This window comes from Vibrio tarriae, assembly GCF_002216685.1.
GTDB classification, from domain to species: domain Bacteria; phylum Pseudomonadota; class Gammaproteobacteria; order Enterobacterales; family Vibrionaceae; genus Vibrio; species Vibrio tarriae.
In genome coordinates this window covers 2,328,618-2,346,403 of sequence record NZ_CP022353.1, presented here as the reverse complement: position 1 = coordinate 2,346,403, position 17,786 = coordinate 2,328,618, and the positions used below count along the sequence as shown (strand labels likewise).

Sequence of the window (17,786 nt, the reverse complement as noted above, 5' to 3'; positions counted from 1 at the left end):
CGTATTTCGTATTCGATTGAATGAAGAAACCCGCCAAGTGCGGGTTTCTTTTTTTATGCAGTCTCAGTGGGATGGGTAGCAGAGAGATTGAATATTGTTTAACCTGTAACGGGAGCGTAGCAAATTCGTTGTAACCTTTTGTTTTGTTGTTCTTTACTAAACTCTGACTTTGCGAAATGTTGATTTTGCGTTATCGTGCCAAAATTCTGACTTTTGGCGGTTTATCTATGAGCTCTAAATTTGAGTTATTGATTTCTGCTGAGTTTTTATAAATTATGAGAGGAAAGCACTATGGCTGGTGAATCGGTTGGTGTTGAAGCACCTATCGTTGAGAGTTTGAATCAGGTTAACACTTGGCTAACGAACAATTCAGATCTGCTTATTCAATACGGTGTGAACATCATTTCTGCAGTCCTGATCCTGTTTATCGGTAATATTATCGTGAAAGCGGTAGCAGGCAGTGTTGCGAAAGTATTGAAGAAGAAAGATATGGATAAGGCCGTCGTGGAGTTTGTTCATGGCCTAGTTCGCTATTTGCTGTTTGTGATTGTACTTATTGCTGCTTTGGGTCGTGTGGGTGTAGAAACGGCTTCGGTGGTAGCGGTGATCGGTGCGGCAGGTTTGGCGGTTGGCCTCGCTCTGCAGGGCTCACTGTCTAATTTCGCTGCAGGTGTACTGATTGTGGCTTTCCGTCCATTTAAATCGGGCGACTACGTGGAAATTGGTGGGGTAGCGGGTTCGGTTGATGCGATCCAAATCTTCCAAACCGTATTGAAAACACCAGATAACAAAATGGTTGTGGTACCAAACTCGGCGGTCATTGGCGGTGCTATTACTAACTATTCACGTCACGAAACGCGTCGTGTCGACATGGTGATTGGGGTTTCTTACAAGTCTGATCTGCAGAAAACCAAACGTGTTCTGCGTGAGACGCTGGAAAAAGATCCTCGTATCCTCAAAGATCCAGATATGACCATTGGTGTGCTGACGCTGGCGGATTCATCAATCAACTTTGTGGTTCGTCCATGGTGTAAAACTTCGGACTATTGGGCGGTGTACTTTGATTCAATGCAAGCGATCAAGGAAGCGCTGGATGCCAACGGTATCGAAATTCCATTCCCACAAATGGATGTGCATCTGAACAAAATCAATTAATGGTTTTGCTATATACAAAATACCAAAGCGGAGTGTTTACTCCGCTTTTTTGTCGGTAATAGCTTAATTTAACCAGTGATTGAGATATAAGTTCTTAGTCAACGCGAAGGCAATAATGAACATCATCGCGGCGACTGCCATATCAATCACTTGTCTGACTCTAGGTTTAGAGAGTGTGGTGCTCAATTTTGCTGCTCCGAGTGAAAGAGTAAAAAACCACACGAATGAGGCGAGAATGGTACCAATCGCAAATGAGATACGCTCATCACCTTGGAATTGGCCTCCGATTGACCCTAAGATCACCACGGTATCCAAATAGAGATGCGGGTTAAACACAGTGACCGCAAAGGCACCAAAAATGACCGCTTTACGTCCTGCAGCCATCGGATTTGCCGTGGATTCAGATGCTTGGGGCGGTTTGAGCGCAGCACGCAAAGAAAGAAACCCATAACCACACAGAAAAAGAATTCCAGCCAAAGTGACACCAATTAACAAGCTGGTATTTTGCGAGATGAGAGCACCACCGCCAAAAATCCCCAGCGTGATAAAAATCATATCCAGCACCCCACAAGTGGCTGCGGTGGTTAAGTGGTGATGACGTTTAATCCCTTGATTTAATACATAAGCATTTTGAGCACCAATGGGAATAATCATGGTCGCTCCCAAGCTGAATCCTTGTAGCAGAATCCACCAGTTCATTTTTTACCTCATACCGCATGATTGGAGTGTGATTTCGTTCCGATTTGAAGTTGCAACGTCAGATCGAAGGGATAGGCTGAGCAAGATAATAATTTGAGGTGGATAAGTATAATTAATGATTTTAATATCATATTAACAAGGCTAATAAATAGATAAGGAAAGCAATGCGTGGTCTGGATTATCGGTGGATTGAAGCTCTAGATAGTGTGGTGAGTAAAGGCAGTTTTGAACGAGCGGCTGAGCAGCTCTTTATCTCCCAATCTGCTGTATCACAACGGATTAAACAGTTAGAAAAATACTTAGCTCAGCCAGTGTTGATCCGAGAGCAGCCACCAAGGCCAACCTTGGTTGGCAAAAAGTTGCTTGGGCTCTATCGCCGAGTCTGTTTAATCGAACAAGAGTTGGTTCCGGAGTTGACGAACCAAGAGCATGTTCGCCCGGTTTCTATGTCGATTGCGACCAATGCAGATAGTCTAGCCACTTGGTTGTTACCGGCGCTGGATAAGGTAATGAAAAGCCGCCAAGTGGAATTGAATCTGGTGATTTATGGTGAGTCACGTACCCTCGATAAGCTCAAAAATGGTGAAGTGGTCGGTGCAATCAGTTTGGAGCCACAACCGATCACTGGGTGTAGTGCGGAGTATTTGGGTCAGATGGAGTATCTGTGCGTCGCAAGCCCAGAGTTCTATCAAAAATACTTTGCTAAGGGGGTCACCCCGCGTTCATTAATCAAAGCGCCTGCGGTGTCTTACGATCAATATGACGAATTACACAATAAATTCTTATGGGATTACTTTGCTGTACCACGCGATAAAGTCATCAACCACACGGTTGGCAGCTCAGAAGCTTTCGTCCGTTTAGCGCTTTCTGGCGCGGCTTACTGTTTGATCCCACGTTTGCAGATCATTTCGGAATTGGAAAGCGGTGCTCTCATCAATATGACGCCTGATTTTATGCTGTCATATCCGATTTTTTGGCATCATTGGCAGCTTGAAACGGGCGTCTTACTTGAAATTAGCGAAGCGATCATCGCTTATGCGAAAAGCGTACTACCTCAATAATTGACCGAGTCAAAGTTGTGTAATTTTTATGCGTAGAGACTGAATCTATGCACTGCTTCGCTTATGATGTGGGCAGTCGATGACATTAAGGATCGAAACGATGAAATTATTTGCACCGGTGGTTTTACTGCTCTCTGTTCTTTCAAGCCCTACCTTTGCACAGGAATGGGATTTTCCACATATTTCGACTTCAGGTTATGGTGAAGTGACTGCTGTACCTGATATGGCGGAGTTTTCCGTGAAGGTTGTTGAATCGACAATGAATGCGGAACAAGCGAAAGCGGCAGTGGATAAGGCGGTAACGGAATTCACCTCAAAATTGGTGAAATCCGGTGTCGCACAGCAGAATATCTCGAGCTCAAATCTGTACATCAACCCGCAATATCACTATCCAGCAAACGGTAAGCCAGAGTTAGTGGGCTATCAAGCTTCTCGCTCGATTACCGTAAGGGTCGAAGAGGTGAGTAAGCTGAATCAGTATCTGGATATCGCGTTAGAGTCTGGTATCAATCAAGTCAATAGCATTCAACTGAAGGTGCGTGATCAAGAGAAATACCAGCAGCAAGCGCGTATGGCGGCGATTGAAGATGCCAAGCTCAAAGCTCAGTCTCTTGCTAAGGGATTTGAGCGCCGCTTAGAAGGCGTTTGGCGGATAGACTACAACACGCCAAGTGTTGAGCCGATCATGATGCGAGCGGCGAATCTAAGCGAAAAAAATGGATGTGGCAGATACCTATCAAGAGTCCTCCTTGGTGATTCGTGATCGAGTGGATGTGGTATATAAGTTGGCACCATAGCCAATGTTAAGTCAGCATAATGAGAAAAGTGGGGGCGACGAAAGTCGCCCCTATTTACTGATTTTTATTCATATTCTATACAAAGCCGCTTTTCGAAATGAGCGGCTTTTTTCTATCTTATTGTATTTATTTTAAAAATGATCGATTGTCATTTTTTCATTACAGTTAGACTAAAGTCTAATGTTGATGATTTATTGAGCTAGACTGAGTAATAAGTAAACTGCTGACCTTTTCATCAATAATGCTCATTGATTGAAAGAAAGTGACAGTTACTTTCTGTGGTGCTTAGGCATAGGGAATCAAACACACTGAGCAACTGAGAGGCAGTGTATGTTGAATCATCTTCTGGTCAGACTAACGATTGGCTGTTTGTTGGTATTAGGCATTAAGCTCAGCGCACTTTATTTTCTACCTATGGTGCTTTTGCTCAATACTCATCACAAAGAGTTTTTCGGTTGGTAATAAGAAACGGAGCCCGATGGGCTCCGTTTTTGTATCGTATTTAGCGGGGCATTAAGCCGCCACGTTATTCGATTACAGTACGTGTACTGATGCCGTGTTCGTTGTGCCAGAAGCAACCAGTGCGCCTGAAACCATCACTACGATGTCGCCTTTCTTACCAAGGCCAGATTGCAGCGCAATCTCTTTACCTAGGTGATAGAAAGCGTCAGTGTTATCAATCGCGTCAACCACCACTGGCGTTACACCTTTAGAAAGCACTAATTGAGCAGCGGTTTTCTTGTTGGTGGTTACTGCAATGATATTGGCAGTTGGGAAGTATTTGCGGATTGAACGCGCTGATTTACCCGCTTCAGTCGCCACAATGATCAGTGGCGCTGCCAGTTTCTCAGCGGTGTCTACTGCACCTTTACATACGGCTTCAGTGATACGTAAACGTGGGCTGTCTAGGCGTGAACCTAGCTCAGCTTTCAGTACTGAGTCAGTGCGGTTAGCGATTTGCGCCATGATTTTCACCGCTTCAACAGGGTACTTACCTTTCGCTGTTTCGCCAGACAGCATCACAGCGTCAGTACCGTCCATGATCGCGTTTGCAACGTCACCCGCTTCTGCACGAGTTGGGCGTGGGTTCTTGATCATAGAATCCAACATTTGTGTTGCAGTGATAACCACTTTACGTGCGCGATTACATTTCTCGATCATCATCTTTTGAGCGAAGATAACTTCTTCTGCTGGGATTTCCACACCTAGGTCACCACGAGCAACCATGATGCCGTCAGACAACTCAAGGATCTCATCGAAGTTGTCCAAGCCTTCTTGGTTTTCGATTTTAGAGATGATTTGGATGTTTTGACCGCCGTGAGTCGCTAGAACTTCACGGATTTCTTTAACGTCAGAACCTTTACGGATGAAAGAGGCAGCAACGAAATCAACGCCTTGCTCACAACCAAATTTCAGGTCATTTTTGTCTTTTTCAGACAGTGCTGGCAGATTGACAGAAACACCTGGCAGGTTAACACCTTTGTTTTCACCCAGAGCACCGTTGTTCAGGACTTTACACTTCACTTCAGTGTCAGTGGTCGCCAGTACTTCCATCTCGATTAGGCCGTCATCAACCAGAATACGGTTGCCAACGTTCAGGTCTTTTGCAAAACCTGAGTAAGTCACTGCTACGCGATCTTTGTTACCAACAACTGTGATGTCAGTTGTGAAAGTGAACTCTTGGCCTGCGACCAGATCCACATCATCACCGTTTTCCAGCTTGATAGTACGGATCTCTGGACCTTTAGTATCCAGTAGGATCGCCAGTTGTTTACCGGTCACTTCCATCACTTTACGGAAGTTAGTGATACGAGTGCCGTGCTCAACGTAGTCACCGTGAGAGAAGTTGAGACGCATAACATTCATGCCAGCGTTTACAAGCTCAGTCAGTTTCTCTACAGACTCAGTTTTTGGGCCAATCGTACATACGATTTTGGTCTTTTTCATGGAAGAGTTTCTCCGATAAACAAAATGATTTTGAAGTTGGTGGTGGTTTTGAAGTGTTCTCGGCGGTAGCAACCTTATTTCGTCAATTGCCAAGTCTAGCTCACGAGTTCACAGCACTCCAAAACTGAAAGTCTTTCAACAGATTTAGTCATTTTATGACTGACTGTTTGATCAAAAATTTCAGAAAATTCGCCACTTAGCGCCGATGTACTGGGGGCTGTAGGCGTACTTTTTACTCAGTTCTGTAATTTTTTTTCTTTTCGAGGCCGAATTCTACCACTGAATGATAGCAATATCACTGTCTAAGAATTGTCTTAGGACAAGGTTTTAGCGTGAAATATTAATTTTTTGGATCGAAATAAATGGACTTAATTGTTTCGACTTAACTATAATTGCTTTCGATTCGTAACTTAAAATGTGTTTGTAAATGTCGAAACGAAATACACAACTGAGAAGACACACTATTGTGAAGTTAGTAAACGAGCAAGGTGAGGTGAGTGTTGAAGCTCTCTCTTCTCAGTTTGAAACCTCAGAAGTCACTATTCGTAAAGATCTCGCTTCCCTTGAGAAAAATGGCCAATTGCTGCGTCGCTATGGTGGTGCGATCGCTCTGCCAAAAGAAGTCATGCACGATGAAATGAATGAAAAAGTTTCAGTTCGAAAGATTTCTCTGGCTAAGGCCGCAGCTAAATTGATCCGAGACCATAACCGAATTGTTATCGATAGCGGCAGTACAACCGCGGCCTTAATTCAGCAATTAAATGACAAACGTGGCTTGGTCGTGATGACCAACTCATTGCACGTAGCCAATGCTTTAAATGAGCTGGAAAACGAACCCACACTGCTGATGACTGGCGGTACATGGGATACCCATTCTGAATCCTTCCAAGGCAAAGTCGCAGAATCGGTACTGCGCTCTTACGATTTTGACCAGCTGTTTATTGGTGCTGATGGCATCGATCTTGACCGGGGGACGACCACGTTCAATGAGCTGGTTGGGCTTAGCAAAGTGATGGCTGAAGTCTCGCGTGAAGTGATCGTGATGATTGAGTCAGACAAAGTGGGCCGCAAAATTCCGAACTTAGAGCTGATCTGGGACAACATTGATGTCTTAGTCACAGATCATGAATTGAGTGACGAGTTTGCCAAACAAATTGAATCTCACCAAGTGCGCGTGATCCGTGCAACCGTGAAATAAAAATCCCTTAGCGCGACTTATCAAGTCAGGGCGTGACAGTATAAAAAATACGGAGTTTAACTATGTGTGGAATTGTTGGTGCGGTTGCACAACGCGATGTTGCTGAAATTTTAGTACAAGGCCTACGCCGTCTTGAATACCGCGGTTATGACTCTGCGGGCGTAGCTGTCGTGGATAGCGATAAGCAGCTCACGCGTTTACGCCGTTTGGGTAAAGTACAAGAGTTGGCGGATGCGGTTGAAGCGGCGCAAGTAGCGGGCGGTACAGGTATCGCGCATACCCGTTGGGCAACGCATGGTGAGCCTTCTGAGATCAATGCTCACCCCCATCTTTCTGGTGACATTACGGTGGTACACAACGGCATTATCGAAAATCACGAAATGCTGCGTACTATGCTGCAAGAGCGTGGTTATGTGTTTACTTCACAAACGGATACTGAAGTCATTGCTCATTTAGTGGAGTGGGAATTGCGCAGTGCTTCCTCTTTATTAGAAGCGGTACAAACCACCGTTAAACAGCTTACAGGAGCTTACGGCACTGTGGTGATGGATCGTAACGACCCTTCGCGCTTAGTGGTCGCTCGCTCTGGTAGCCCTATTGTGATTGGTTTTGGCATCGGTGAAAACTTCCTCGCGTCAGACCAACTCGCGCTACTTAACGTCACACGCCGCTTTATGTATCTGGAAGAGGGGGATGTGGCGGAAATGACTCGTCGTGATGTGCGCGTATTTGATGCTCTGGGGCAACCTGTACAACGTGAGATCAGGGAATCCAATCTAGAACATGATGCTGCGGACAAAGGTCACTACCGCCACTATATGCAAAAAGAGATTTTCGAGCAGCCAAAGGCGCTGATCAACACCATGGAAGGGCGTATTACCCATGACAGCGTGGTGGTGGAAAGCATTGGTGTGCACGCGGCAGAGATTTTGGCCAAAGTGGAACATGTACAGATCGTCGCCTGCGGTACCTCTTATAATGCAGGGATGACGGCACGTTACTGGTTTGAATCGTTAGCGGGTGTGAGCTGCGATGTCGAAATCGCGTCTGAATTCCGCTATCGCAAATTTGTCACGCGCCCTAATAGCCTACTGATCACTCTATCTCAGTCTGGTGAAACGGCAGATACCTTAGCCGCGCTACGTTTAGCGAAAGAGAAAGGCTATATGGCGGCGATGACGATTTGTAACGTTGCGGGCTCCTCTCTCGTGCGTGAATCGGATTTCGCCTTTATGACTCGCGCAGGCACTGAGATTGGTGTGGCTTCAACCAAAGCCTTTACCACTCAGCTAGTCACATTGTTGATGCTGGTGACTGCACTTGGTAAGCAGCAACAGCGTATTGGTCGCGAGTTAGAAGCTGAGATCGTACACGCATTGCATCAACTGCCGAAGCAGATTGAAACCGCATTGTCGTTTGAAAAACAGATCGAAACGCTCGCGGAAGACTTTGCCGATAAGCATCACACCCTCTTCTTGGGGCGCGGTGAGTACTACCCGATTGCGGTAGAAGCCTCTCTCAAGCTAAAAGAGATCTCTTACATCCACGCAGAAGCTTATGCGGCGGGCGAGCTAAAGCATGGCCCATTAGCGTTAATCGATGCGGATATGCCAGTGGTTGTGGTTGCACCAAGCAATGAACTGTTAGAAAAGCTTAAATCCAATATTGAAGAAGTGCGTGCGCGCGGTGGTTTATTGTACGTATTTGCCGATGAAGTGGCGGGCTTTGAAGCGGATGAGACGATGAAAATCATTGCGATGCCGCATGTCAGCGAGATTGTGGCTCCGATTTATTACACCATCCCGATGCAACTGCTCTCTTACCATGTGGCTTTAATCAAAGGTACCGATGTTGACCAGCCTCGTAACCTTGCTAAAGCGGTAACTGTCGAGTAAATGTTCAATAAATCAAAGGGCTACTGTGGTCTGACATAATAGTTCTAAACAAGACAAAATAGTCTTAAAGCGTGACACTAAAGAACTAAACAGAACAAAATAGTTGTAAACCATTAAAGTCCGGTTATGCTGTTTAAAAAGCATACTGGACTTTTTTTATGGCTAGAGCGCAGCAATCGCTTTCAGAAACTGAAATTGCCCGTCGTATCAAGAATGGGCGCGGCCAGGGTCATGGACAGTATTATAAACCCTGGTTTCATGTTCAGGATGTCCCTTCAGATGGGCGTTCTCATCGTATTTACTCTCATAAAACGCAGCGGGTTCATCATCTGCTTTCCGATCTGGAATTAGCAGTTTTTCTTGTGCTTGAATGGTCTTCAGACATTACAGATATCAGGGAGCAATTCCCTTTAAAGCGAGATGAAACTCGTGCTCTCGCTGCAGAAAATCAACTGAGACATCCTTCTGTCCGTGGTGTTGACCAGGTTATGTCGTCAGATTTCCTTGTCGACGCTACTGCGGGTCCTGACAGACAATTCGCTATTCAGGTTAAGCTAGTGAATGAGTTAGCCAAGCCTGAGATCATCGAGAAGCTTGAGCTGGAAAGGCGCTACTGGCAGTTAAAGCAAATCCCTTGGTTTATGGTCACCGAAAAAGAAATCGATCTGGTAATAAAGCAGAATATCGAATGGTTATATCCAACAAAGAATGATGCTGCAGTGGATCCGGCTTTGTTAGCTCAGTTGCCTTTCTTATCTAAGGCATTTAGCAAAGCTCAAGACTCGAAGGTCATTGATATTTGTAAGAATCTGGATACCGCATATGAGCTTGAGCTCGGCCACAGCTTACGAGACGTTCGGACTTTGGTCGCCAATGGCTTTATTAAATTTAATATCAATAAGGCGTTTCGTTCTGTGAAGGCCTCAGAGCTTAGGTTTTGTCAGTTTGAAGATATGGAGGCCTTGTTACATGTGGCAAATCAATGAGGTTCTGAGATTTGACGAACAGCCCTATCGTATCTTAGCTGTGCATCCGGGCGAGCTCGTCTGGATCCAAATCGACAGCGATAAGGGGTTCCCTGAATTTATCCTGGAACTGAAGCTTATTTCCTACCTGGATGAAGGCCGGTTGCTTAGAAGTACAGACCCTTACGCATTTCTGCATGATGAAGAGCCCGAAGTTGGGTCTGTTGCATTTAATCGGCGTGAAAAAGCATTGGCCATTATTCAGCCCATTATTGTTGATGAGCTGTGTTTTGAAACTAAAGCCAGAGCGCGACGGGTGACTGAAGTGGAGATGGCTGGTGTAGCAACCAAAGCGACTATTTATAAGCTACTTCGCAGGTTTTGGCAGCGAGGCCAAAAGCCCAATGCTTTATTGCCTGACTTCAAAAACAGTGGAGCCCCGGGGAAATCCAGAGCGGCATCAGGCACAACAAAAGTTGGTCGTAGCCGGTTATACGGCGATGGTTCAGGTATTAAAGTCACTGTCGACGTTGAACGAATATTTCGGGTCAGTATAGAAAAGCACTTATTAACTCAGAAAAAACTTCAAACAACGGTCGCGTATCGTCGTTTCAGAGATTTGTTTGCACAGTACCACCCTGAAGTCTTGCCTGAAGATTTCCCCACGTTACGGCAGTTCCGGTATTTCTATAACCGGGAGTATAAGAAGCCACAGCGGTTACTTGAAAGCACTAACCCCGGCATCTACAAAAAGGATATTCGCCCTTTAACCAGCACAGCCACTGCCCATGTGCTGGGCCCAGGCAGCCGATATGAGATTGACGCAACTATTGCTGATATTTACTTGGTTGCAGATGACGACCGCAGCAAAATTATCGGCAGGCCTACCCTTTACATCGTGATTGATGTGTTCAGCCGAATGATAGCGGGCTTTTACATCGGTTTTGACAACCCTTCCTATGTGGTTGCTATGCAGGCTGTGGCAATTGCGTGTACTGAGAAGGTCACTTCCTGTAAGTCTCTTGGTATAGATATCACTCCGGACGAATGGCCATGTGTTGGTTTGCCTGATGTCATTCTGGCTGACCGCGGTGAAATGATGAGCCATCAGGTGGACGCGCTGATTAAGGGGTTTAATCTGCGGGTCGAAAGTGCACCTCCGAGACGTGGTGACGCCAAGGGGATTGTTGAAAGTTGCTTCCGTACTCTTCAGGCCGAATTTAAACCTTATGTGCCAGGTGTTGTTACTGGTAACAGAGTGAAAAAACACGGAGAGCGGGATTATCGTCTTGATGCTGTAATGACGATCACTGACTTCGCCCAAATAATGCTGAAGACTATTCTTTTCCGAAACAACTACCATGTTATGGATAAGTACGATCGTGATGCAGACCTGCCAGCTGATATCCCTTCAATTCCAATTCATTTATGGAACTGGGGTATGCAGCACAGGGTGGGTAATTTAAGGCATGTTGATTCTGAGCAGTTAAGGATTGCTTTGTTGCCACGGCAAAACGTTAGCATTTCCCAATTTGGCGCAAATATGTGGGGTATCTACTACAGCTGTCCGGAATTTCTTCGAGAAGGATGGCTACTGCGAAGCCCGGATATTCAGCGTCCTCAGAAACTGGAAGCTGCTTACGATCCAGGCTCTGCAGATACCATTTATCTGTTTCCACAACCTGGTAGCCGGACCTATTGGACTTGTACTCTTACTGATCGCAGTCGCCAATTTAGAGGCCTTACATTCTGGCAAGCTTGGGAGCTTCAGGCCCAGCAGAAACATAACATGGCAAATGCCAGACTGGATGAAGATGCGAAACGGCGAGAACTGGATGCTTTTATAAAAGAAAAAACGACCAGTGCTATCCGTGCAACTCCAGCCATCAAAGAATCTGATCAAAAGCGTATTGCACAGATCAGGGGTAATAAAAAAGAGGCACGTGAAACTGAACAACTGCAGCGAGCCAAGCCTGCAAATGAAATAAAAGGCAAAGTGCTTGCACCAGTGATTCCTTTGCGCGAAGCCGAAGAGGATTACAGTTTTCCAAGCTATGTTCCGGACTTGTTTGGTGACCAAGATGGAGAACCTGAATGAGCGCAACAAAAATTGATGCCGTCTATCGGGATGCCGATGTCACTGCTTATAAAGGCAATCCGTTTATCGAAGCTTTGCCGCCACTGCAGGAATCTGTAAACAGTGCTGCAGCTCTGCGTTCAACATCACTTTTCGAAGCGTCAGATCTGCAGAAACCAAGAGTTGTTCGCGCCCACAGTATTTGCCGTATCACCAATGACTTTTTCCAGCCGTTGGGCTCGCACATGCTCCTGAGTGAGCGTGTTTCGCTAATGATTCGTGGTGGCTATGTTGGCCGCAATCCTAAAACAGGCGACCTGCAGCGACACTTACAAAATGGCTACGAAAGAGTTCAAAGTGGTGATTTGTCTAGTTTTAGATTTGAAGAGGCGAAATCCACAGCTCAAAGTATGTTGCTTATTGGTTGCTCAGGCAGTGGAAAAACAACATCTTTAGCGCGCATCCTGGACACCTATCCCCAAGTCATTTATCACCCGACTATGAATTTTGAGCAAGTGGTCTATCTGAAAGTGGACTGTTCACACAATGGTTCGCTTAAAGAAATTTGCCTGAACTTTTTCCGGGCGCTGGATAAAGCGTTGGGCTCGAATTATGAGAAAAAATATGGTCTTAAACGCAATGGTATTGAGACCATGCTGGCACTTATGGCTCAGATTGCCAATGCTCATGCGGTAGGCCTACTGGTCATTGATGAGATCCAACATTTAAGCCGGGCGAAATCTGGAGGTCCGGAAGCGATGCTGAATTTTTTCGTGACCATGGTTAATACCATTGGTGTGCCAGTCATGCTGATTGGGACGCCTAAAGCCCGGGATATTTTTGAAATTGATCTCAGATCAGCCCGCCGTGGTTCAGGTTTAGGTGCGATTTTTTGGGAACCGATGAAACAAGGACCCAATGGTAAGCGTAATCCTGAGTGGGTTGCCTTTACCGATAACCTCTGGAAACTTCAGTTATTGCAGAGCAAGGATTTGGTGTTAACCGACCAGTTACGGGACCTTTGGTATGACCTGAGCCAAGGCGTTATGGATATAGTCGTTAAGCTCTTTGTGTTGTCTCAGTTACGAGCCTTAGCTTTGGGTAAAGAGCGGATCACTCCAGGCTTAATGCAGCAGGTTTATAAAGACGAGCTAAAACCTGTTCATCCTATGCTGGAGGCCCTTCGATCTGGCGTTCCGGAAAAAATTGCGCAGTATTCTGATTTGATGCTGCCCGAAATGGATAAGAGACTTATACAGCTGCAAAGGGACATTGCTGGCATGAAGGTCGAAACCCCAGAGGAACTCGCGCTAAAACAGCTGGCAACCGACGACGAACGCAGAGTCTACCTAATGCTCAAAGACGATTATGACTCAAGCTTGCTTGTGGCCACGGTGCGCAAAGCATTTGCTGAGAATCCGAAGCTGACTCGTCCTCAATTGTTACCTGTGATCTTGAATTGGCTGTCAGATGCTGACAATTCAGTTGAACCAGAACAACCGAAAATACGTGCTAAGAATACCAAACCTGATCAGTGGGATACTTTGGATTGGGATGACTTGCGCTACATCAGCTCTCAGCAACAATCCGCAACAGCTATGCACTCGGCTTTGGGCGCTAAGGGTTTGTTATTTGATTTAAATAAATATGTTAGCTGAGGCTGAATACCCGATCGCGCTCGTTGCTCTGCGCTGTATAAAAGAGTACTTATATGATGTTTGAGTAATTATTAAGTATCCCTATGGTACTCAGGTATTATTTTATTTTTTATTGGGTTAAGTGTAGGTTTGCATGCAGATAGGACTTAATTTAGTTGCTGTTGTTTCTGAAATTGAAAACAGCACGAAAAAGTAGATACGCGGCTGCAAGCTTTACCTGAAAGTAAATATGTAATGTAATATTTGTGTTAGAGGTATTTATGAATGGATGAACAGGCTGTTTCCATCATTGCTGAAAAGGTCGTCAGTGACGTTAGCTTCTGGACTTCCCTTATTGGGTTGGGTGGAGTCATTGTAGGTGCAGCAATTGCCATCATTGGTAATATTATCATTTTCAAAATGCAGAATAAGCAGCAAAAAGTATTGATACAGCGAGAAAAGAACTACTAAACAAGATGCTAAGCGATACAAGATTTGAAGAGGGAAGGTCCATAGATACTTTGTCTAAGGTAACTGGTTCTCAACCTGAAGAATGTCGTAGACTCTTGATAGAAATTGGCGCAAGAGGTTTTACCCTTTCTGATGGGAGAGAAGGTTGGGTCTATCTAAAAAATCGCCCTTTATCTACGCAATAAATCCGCTGATTTGACCAATGATGGTCAACTGATAAAGCAGCTTTGATTCGCAATTGATTTTTGCTTAGTTTTACCAATCAGACTGGAGTTGTAATGAAGAATAGAAAAGTCTTGGGTTCCAAAGATGGGTTGTCTTTAGTCCAAGTTAATCACTTGGATGGTAATGGTGTTTTAGTCCGAGTTAGCTATGAAGTATGTGATGCAGACGGAAATGTCTTAGGAGAATTTAGTTCTATCGGCGAGGCACAAGAGTTTATAAAAGGCTATCGTCCAGAGCCGCCTGGTCCAACATTTAATATGTGAGGATGAACTATAAAACGCTACAAGTTTTAAACCCACAAGCGCCTTGATAGACGCTTGTATATCGAATGTTGGCTTGGTCATGTGTCGTCTCTTTTTGACTCATGTTAGTGAAATAATAATGAATTTTGAACACTTCCGCTATATTTGAAATCTCACATCCGATTTGTTAGTTAACGACTATGCGCAACTTCCCGCTTCCCTACCCAAATGAGCTCATTTACAGCACAGTAGCTCGGACCGGCACTTATCTGGGTATATCCAGCCCTAAACAATTACTGGATGAGGTTTATGGTGATCGCAAAGTAATTGCCACTATGGATTTACCTTGCCACTTACTAGCTATTTTTAAGCAGTTAAAAAGAACTGGCCGGTATTCTGTTGATGAGCTGATTTATCAGCACACTCTATTCCCTCTGTATGCCCCCTTTGTTTCTGAGAATCACAGGCTAATGGCATTAAAAATGATGGCTACCAGCTCACAGGGCGCTGTCCACCTAATGCTTGGAGTTGCCGCTTCCCGAGTTAAATCGGTGAATGGGTTCCGCTATTGTGCCGCTTGTGTGCAGCAGCAACTAAAGACGCACGGGGAATGCTTCTGGTTACGTGATTGGTATTTTCCTGGTCTTGCTGTCTGTCCTTGCCACGGTCCATTAACTTTGCTATCTGAAAACATAGGCGACCACCGGCATTTATTTTTACCTTTGCAGCAAGCTATCGGCAAAACACAAAGCTGCGCCGACGTAGGTTCAGAACAGATGGCTCTTGCATGCTTAGCTCGTGAGTTGATGCAGTTGCCCCCGAGGACATCACCATCATTTGAGCAGTGGACCGAGTTTTATCATGGTCTGGCTACAGATCTCGGGTTCTCCCGAGGGAAACAAGTTTTGCACGATCAGGTCTACGACCGTATCAGGCAACAATTCCCTGTTCGAGCCCTGGGTGAATTCCATCTACATGGTCCCGACAATGAAAGCTTTTGGCTGAGAGCGGTATTTCGAAAGCATCGCAAGGCCTTTAGTTATCTGGAGCATTTAATTGTATGGGCTGTCTTATTACCGGGAATGATGCCTGCCGAAATTCTCAATAAAGTGCGGAAATTGGGTGGCAAGGTTTGGCCTGCATTAGAGCTTACTGGCGCCCCTGCGATTCCAACAGTTGTCGACACGCAAAAACGCCAAGCCTGGCAGAGATTGGTTCTGGAACGTGGTACTAAAGCTGCCCGAAAGGTTGAATCCGGTGGTGCTCTCTACGCATGGTTATACCGGAATGACAGAACCTGGCTTATGGAATTTAACAAGCAACACAAATTGCCAAGAGATTTGCCGGGTCTTAAAGTCGACTGGCATCGACGAGAGCTGGCCGCGATTAGACAGTTGCGTAAGCTGCTTGCAGATACTGAACCGCTTTATACCGGCCCTAGGTTTTCCGCAAACTACCTTTTAGGTCGCTTACCAAATCGCAGCACGATAGAGAAAAATCTTGATAAATTACCGCTGGTTAGGATGTATTTACAGCGGTACACCGAAACTATTACTGAATATCAGTTAAGGCGATTAGCTAATACTTGTTTTGGGCTTTACCAAAACCCCGGACTATTGAAGAAATGGGTTGTACTGCGTAAAGCGGGATTGAGCAAAGAGCGGCTGACACCAGATACTATAAGGGTTCTGAAAGAATTGCAGTTGTTTTGAAAGGGGTTGGATTGACGAAAATCAAGGGATTTGGTGACGACTCTTTGGTGGTGCATATCGGTGACTTTTTCCGTTACAACAATGTATCTGACTGGTCGATCGCTTTGTGGTGTCGTCCTATTCAGGAAAAAAAATATACACGTCTAGCAAATATCCCCATTCTCAGTCGGGGGAAACTGATTAACAGCCAAAAACGACAATCTCGCCGGGTAGATCGAATATTCACTTTCAAACCTGGTTATCAGATTTCCGCTGGCACTTTGTCCGAATTCCCAGAATTAAGCACTTTCCAATCAGTCAGAGATAAAGAGGGCATTCAGAACGCATTCTGTTTCGCTGGCGAAAAAGGTGATCTGGTTGTATTGCCGCAACTTGAGCTCGCGCGGGCCATTTTCCTGGTGAACTCTTATCTATGCCGTGCTTGCCTCAGCAGTGCAACCTTACAATTAGAGTTTGACGTGCGCCCGGATCTGGATCGGAACCATGTTGACATTCATGTGCTGAAAACCAGCACCTTTCCTAAAAGTGCTTTTAATCAAAGCGGCACTAAACGATTGCTAGCATGGCTACTTACTGACCCAACAGCAATGGCGTCCTATCAAAGTATTTATCGTCATTATCAATTAAATCGGGAGCAGAAAGGGGCACTGGAGAGCTGGCGTTTTAGTTTTGAACCACCTCCGATGACCAATTGGCAACTTCATGTCAGGGGTAGGTACAGTGCAGATAAACGTCATTATTTAGTCGAAGAAATCATCGGTATTGTGTTTGATGTTGATATACCAAACAGCATTGCATTTATTAATTCTGCCTTTGTTAGAAAAGAGCAAAATGAGGAAGGTGTCCGTGCTGGTTCTGGCGGTGTGAACTGGCAAGACAGTGCTGAGGAGTTTGACGTCGATGACGAAGAATCCGCCTCTGACCAAAATGAAACTTTGATTTTAGAGGGGGATTTATCCTGGGTCAGTTTCACCAAGCCATTTGATGTCTACAAACAAGAAACGGTAAAAGACAGCAGTAAGTTCATGATGGACGAGCTGAGTGATAGAGAGGCGGGACGGGAGGTTAGTACAGATGAACCTTGGCAAGGTGGTACTTTGCCTGCCGCAGATGTTGGCGGCAAACAGGATATCACTGATCGGGAGCGACAGTTTGCCAGCCGCTTTAAAAGTTTTGATCACATGCTGCAGGTGTTAGTTACAAAGTACAAATGTTCAATATTGCAGCAAGAAACGCAGTCCCTTCCAAAAGTAGGACGCAGCAAACAACATCAGCTTGAAGATGGTTCGCCCAGGGCTATTAAAGCAGTCAGGATTCGTTACAAAGCAACTGAGGTTGTACTACTGGAAGTCGATACTTCTGATGGTATTAAGATGCTTTCAACCAAAGTGCTATTCGGCTCTAAACCGGAGGATTGGATTGACCATTTCATGCAGATCCGCAAGGGTGTTGTCGCAAAATCAATTAGCTGGCCAAATGAGTTGTTAGATAGCCTGTTCGGTGAGCACAACCACTTTGGTATCAATCACCCAAAGCATCAGGGCGCTGAAGCTGGGAATATCCCGTTAGAGTCAATTGAAAGCTGGGCGTTGAGGTTTGTCCAATGTATCGCGAGCTAAGCTGACTTTTTGAAAACTACAAATTGCCCCAGTAAGCACCGAGGAGGCATTATTCAAGGGAGTTTAAACTACAAATCGCCCCCAGT

At 45.3% G+C, this 17,786-nt stretch carries 14 protein-coding genes and 1 pseudogene; 13 read left to right on the top strand and 2 right to left on the bottom strand.

The features are described from left to right. The first annotated feature begins 291 nt into the window (after positions 1 to 291). Positions 292 to 1,155, top strand: coding sequence for a small-conductance mechanosensitive channel MscS (mscS, locus tag CEQ48_RS16415; protein WP_089071968.1), 864 nt, complete (start codon positions 292 to 294; stop codon positions 1,153 to 1,155). Positions 1,156 to 1,218: 63 nt separating this feature from the next. Here the strand turns inward: mscS and CEQ48_RS16410 are convergent, their stop codons facing one another. Beyond that, on the bottom strand, positions 1,219 to 1,854 hold the full coding sequence (locus CEQ48_RS16410; protein WP_001104702.1) for a LysE/ArgO family amino acid transporter: 636 nt from the start codon (positions 1,852 to 1,854) through the stop codon (positions 1,219 to 1,221). Positions 1,855 to 2,018: 164 nt separating this feature from the next. Here CEQ48_RS16410 and CEQ48_RS16405 point away from each other — a divergent pair, with 164 nt between their 5' ends. The 3 genes and pseudogenes from CEQ48_RS16405 (at position 2,019) to CEQ48_RS20490 (ending at position 4,174) form a co-directional block, all read left to right on the top strand. Further along, a complete protein-coding gene (locus tag CEQ48_RS16405; protein WP_089071967.1) occupies positions 2,019 to 2,915 on the top strand; it encodes a LysR family transcriptional regulator ArgP in 897 nt (298 codons plus the stop codon). A 100-nt stretch (positions 2,916 to 3,015) separates the two neighbouring features. Further along, positions 3,016 to 3,712, top strand: a pseudogene (locus tag CEQ48_RS16400) (oxidative stress defense protein). Positions 3,713 to 4,042: 330 nt separating this feature from the next. Next, entirely contained in the window at positions 4,043 to 4,174 is a 132-nt protein-coding gene (locus CEQ48_RS20490) for a hypothetical protein (protein WP_000931888.1), read from the top strand. Between the two features lie 72 nt (positions 4,175 to 4,246). Here CEQ48_RS20490 and pykF read toward each other — a convergent pair whose 3' ends face one another. Further along, entirely contained in the window at positions 4,247 to 5,659 is a 1,413-nt protein-coding gene (pykF, locus tag CEQ48_RS16390; protein WP_089071966.1) for a pyruvate kinase PykF, read from the bottom strand. A 427-nt stretch (positions 5,660 to 6,086) separates the two neighbouring features. Between pykF and CEQ48_RS16385 the strand changes: the two genes are divergently transcribed. The 9 genes from CEQ48_RS16385 (at position 6,087) to CEQ48_RS16345 (ending at position 17,700) form a co-directional block, all read left to right on the top strand. Next, positions 6,087 to 6,857 carry a DeoR/GlpR family DNA-binding transcription regulator gene (locus CEQ48_RS16385; RefSeq protein ID WP_089071965.1) on the top strand — a complete coding sequence of 257 codons (771 nt, stop codon included), beginning with the start codon at positions 6,087 to 6,089 and terminating at the stop codon, positions 6,855 to 6,857. Positions 6,858 to 6,919: 62 nt separating this feature from the next. Then, positions 6,920 to 8,752, top strand: a complete 1,833-nt coding sequence (glmS, locus tag CEQ48_RS16380; RefSeq protein ID WP_089071964.1) for a glutamine--fructose-6-phosphate transaminase (isomerizing) — start codon at positions 6,920 to 6,922, stop codon at positions 8,750 to 8,752. A 158-nt stretch (positions 8,753 to 8,910) separates the two neighbouring features. Beyond that, entirely contained in the window at positions 8,911 to 9,738 is an 828-nt protein-coding gene (locus CEQ48_RS16375) for a TnsA endonuclease N-terminal domain-containing protein (protein WP_089071963.1), read from the top strand. Further along, a complete protein-coding gene (locus CEQ48_RS16370) occupies positions 9,722 to 11,815 on the top strand; it encodes a TnsB C-terminal domain-containing protein (RefSeq protein ID WP_089071962.1) in 2,094 nt (697 codons plus the stop codon). The genes CEQ48_RS16375 and CEQ48_RS16370 overlap by 17 nt, the downstream gene beginning before the upstream one ends. After that, entirely contained in the window at positions 11,812 to 13,452 is a 1,641-nt protein-coding gene (locus tag CEQ48_RS16365; RefSeq protein WP_089071961.1) for an AAA family ATPase, read from the top strand. Before CEQ48_RS16370 ends, CEQ48_RS16365 begins: the two co-directional genes overlap by 4 nt. 264 nt (positions 13,453 to 13,716) lie before the next feature. Then, on the top strand, positions 13,717 to 13,902 hold the full coding sequence (locus tag CEQ48_RS16360) for a hypothetical protein (RefSeq protein ID WP_089071960.1): 186 nt from the start codon (positions 13,717 to 13,719) through the stop codon (positions 13,900 to 13,902). A gap of 278 nt (positions 13,903 to 14,180) precedes the next feature. Next, entirely contained in the window at positions 14,181 to 14,390 is a 210-nt protein-coding gene (locus CEQ48_RS16355) for a hypothetical protein (RefSeq protein ID WP_089071959.1), read from the top strand. 179 nt (positions 14,391 to 14,569) lie between these two features. Then, complete coding sequence (locus CEQ48_RS16350) at positions 14,570 to 16,081, top strand: TnsD family Tn7-like transposition protein (protein ID WP_089071958.1); 1,512 nt, start codon at positions 14,570 to 14,572, stop codon at positions 16,079 to 16,081. Between the two features lie 11 nt (positions 16,082 to 16,092). Then, positions 16,093 to 17,700 carry a Tn7-like element transposition protein TnsE gene (locus CEQ48_RS16345; protein WP_198301180.1) on the top strand — a complete coding sequence of 536 codons (1,608 nt, stop codon included), beginning with the start codon at positions 16,093 to 16,095 and terminating at the stop codon, positions 17,698 to 17,700. Positions 17,701 to 17,786 lie beyond the last annotated feature (86 nt).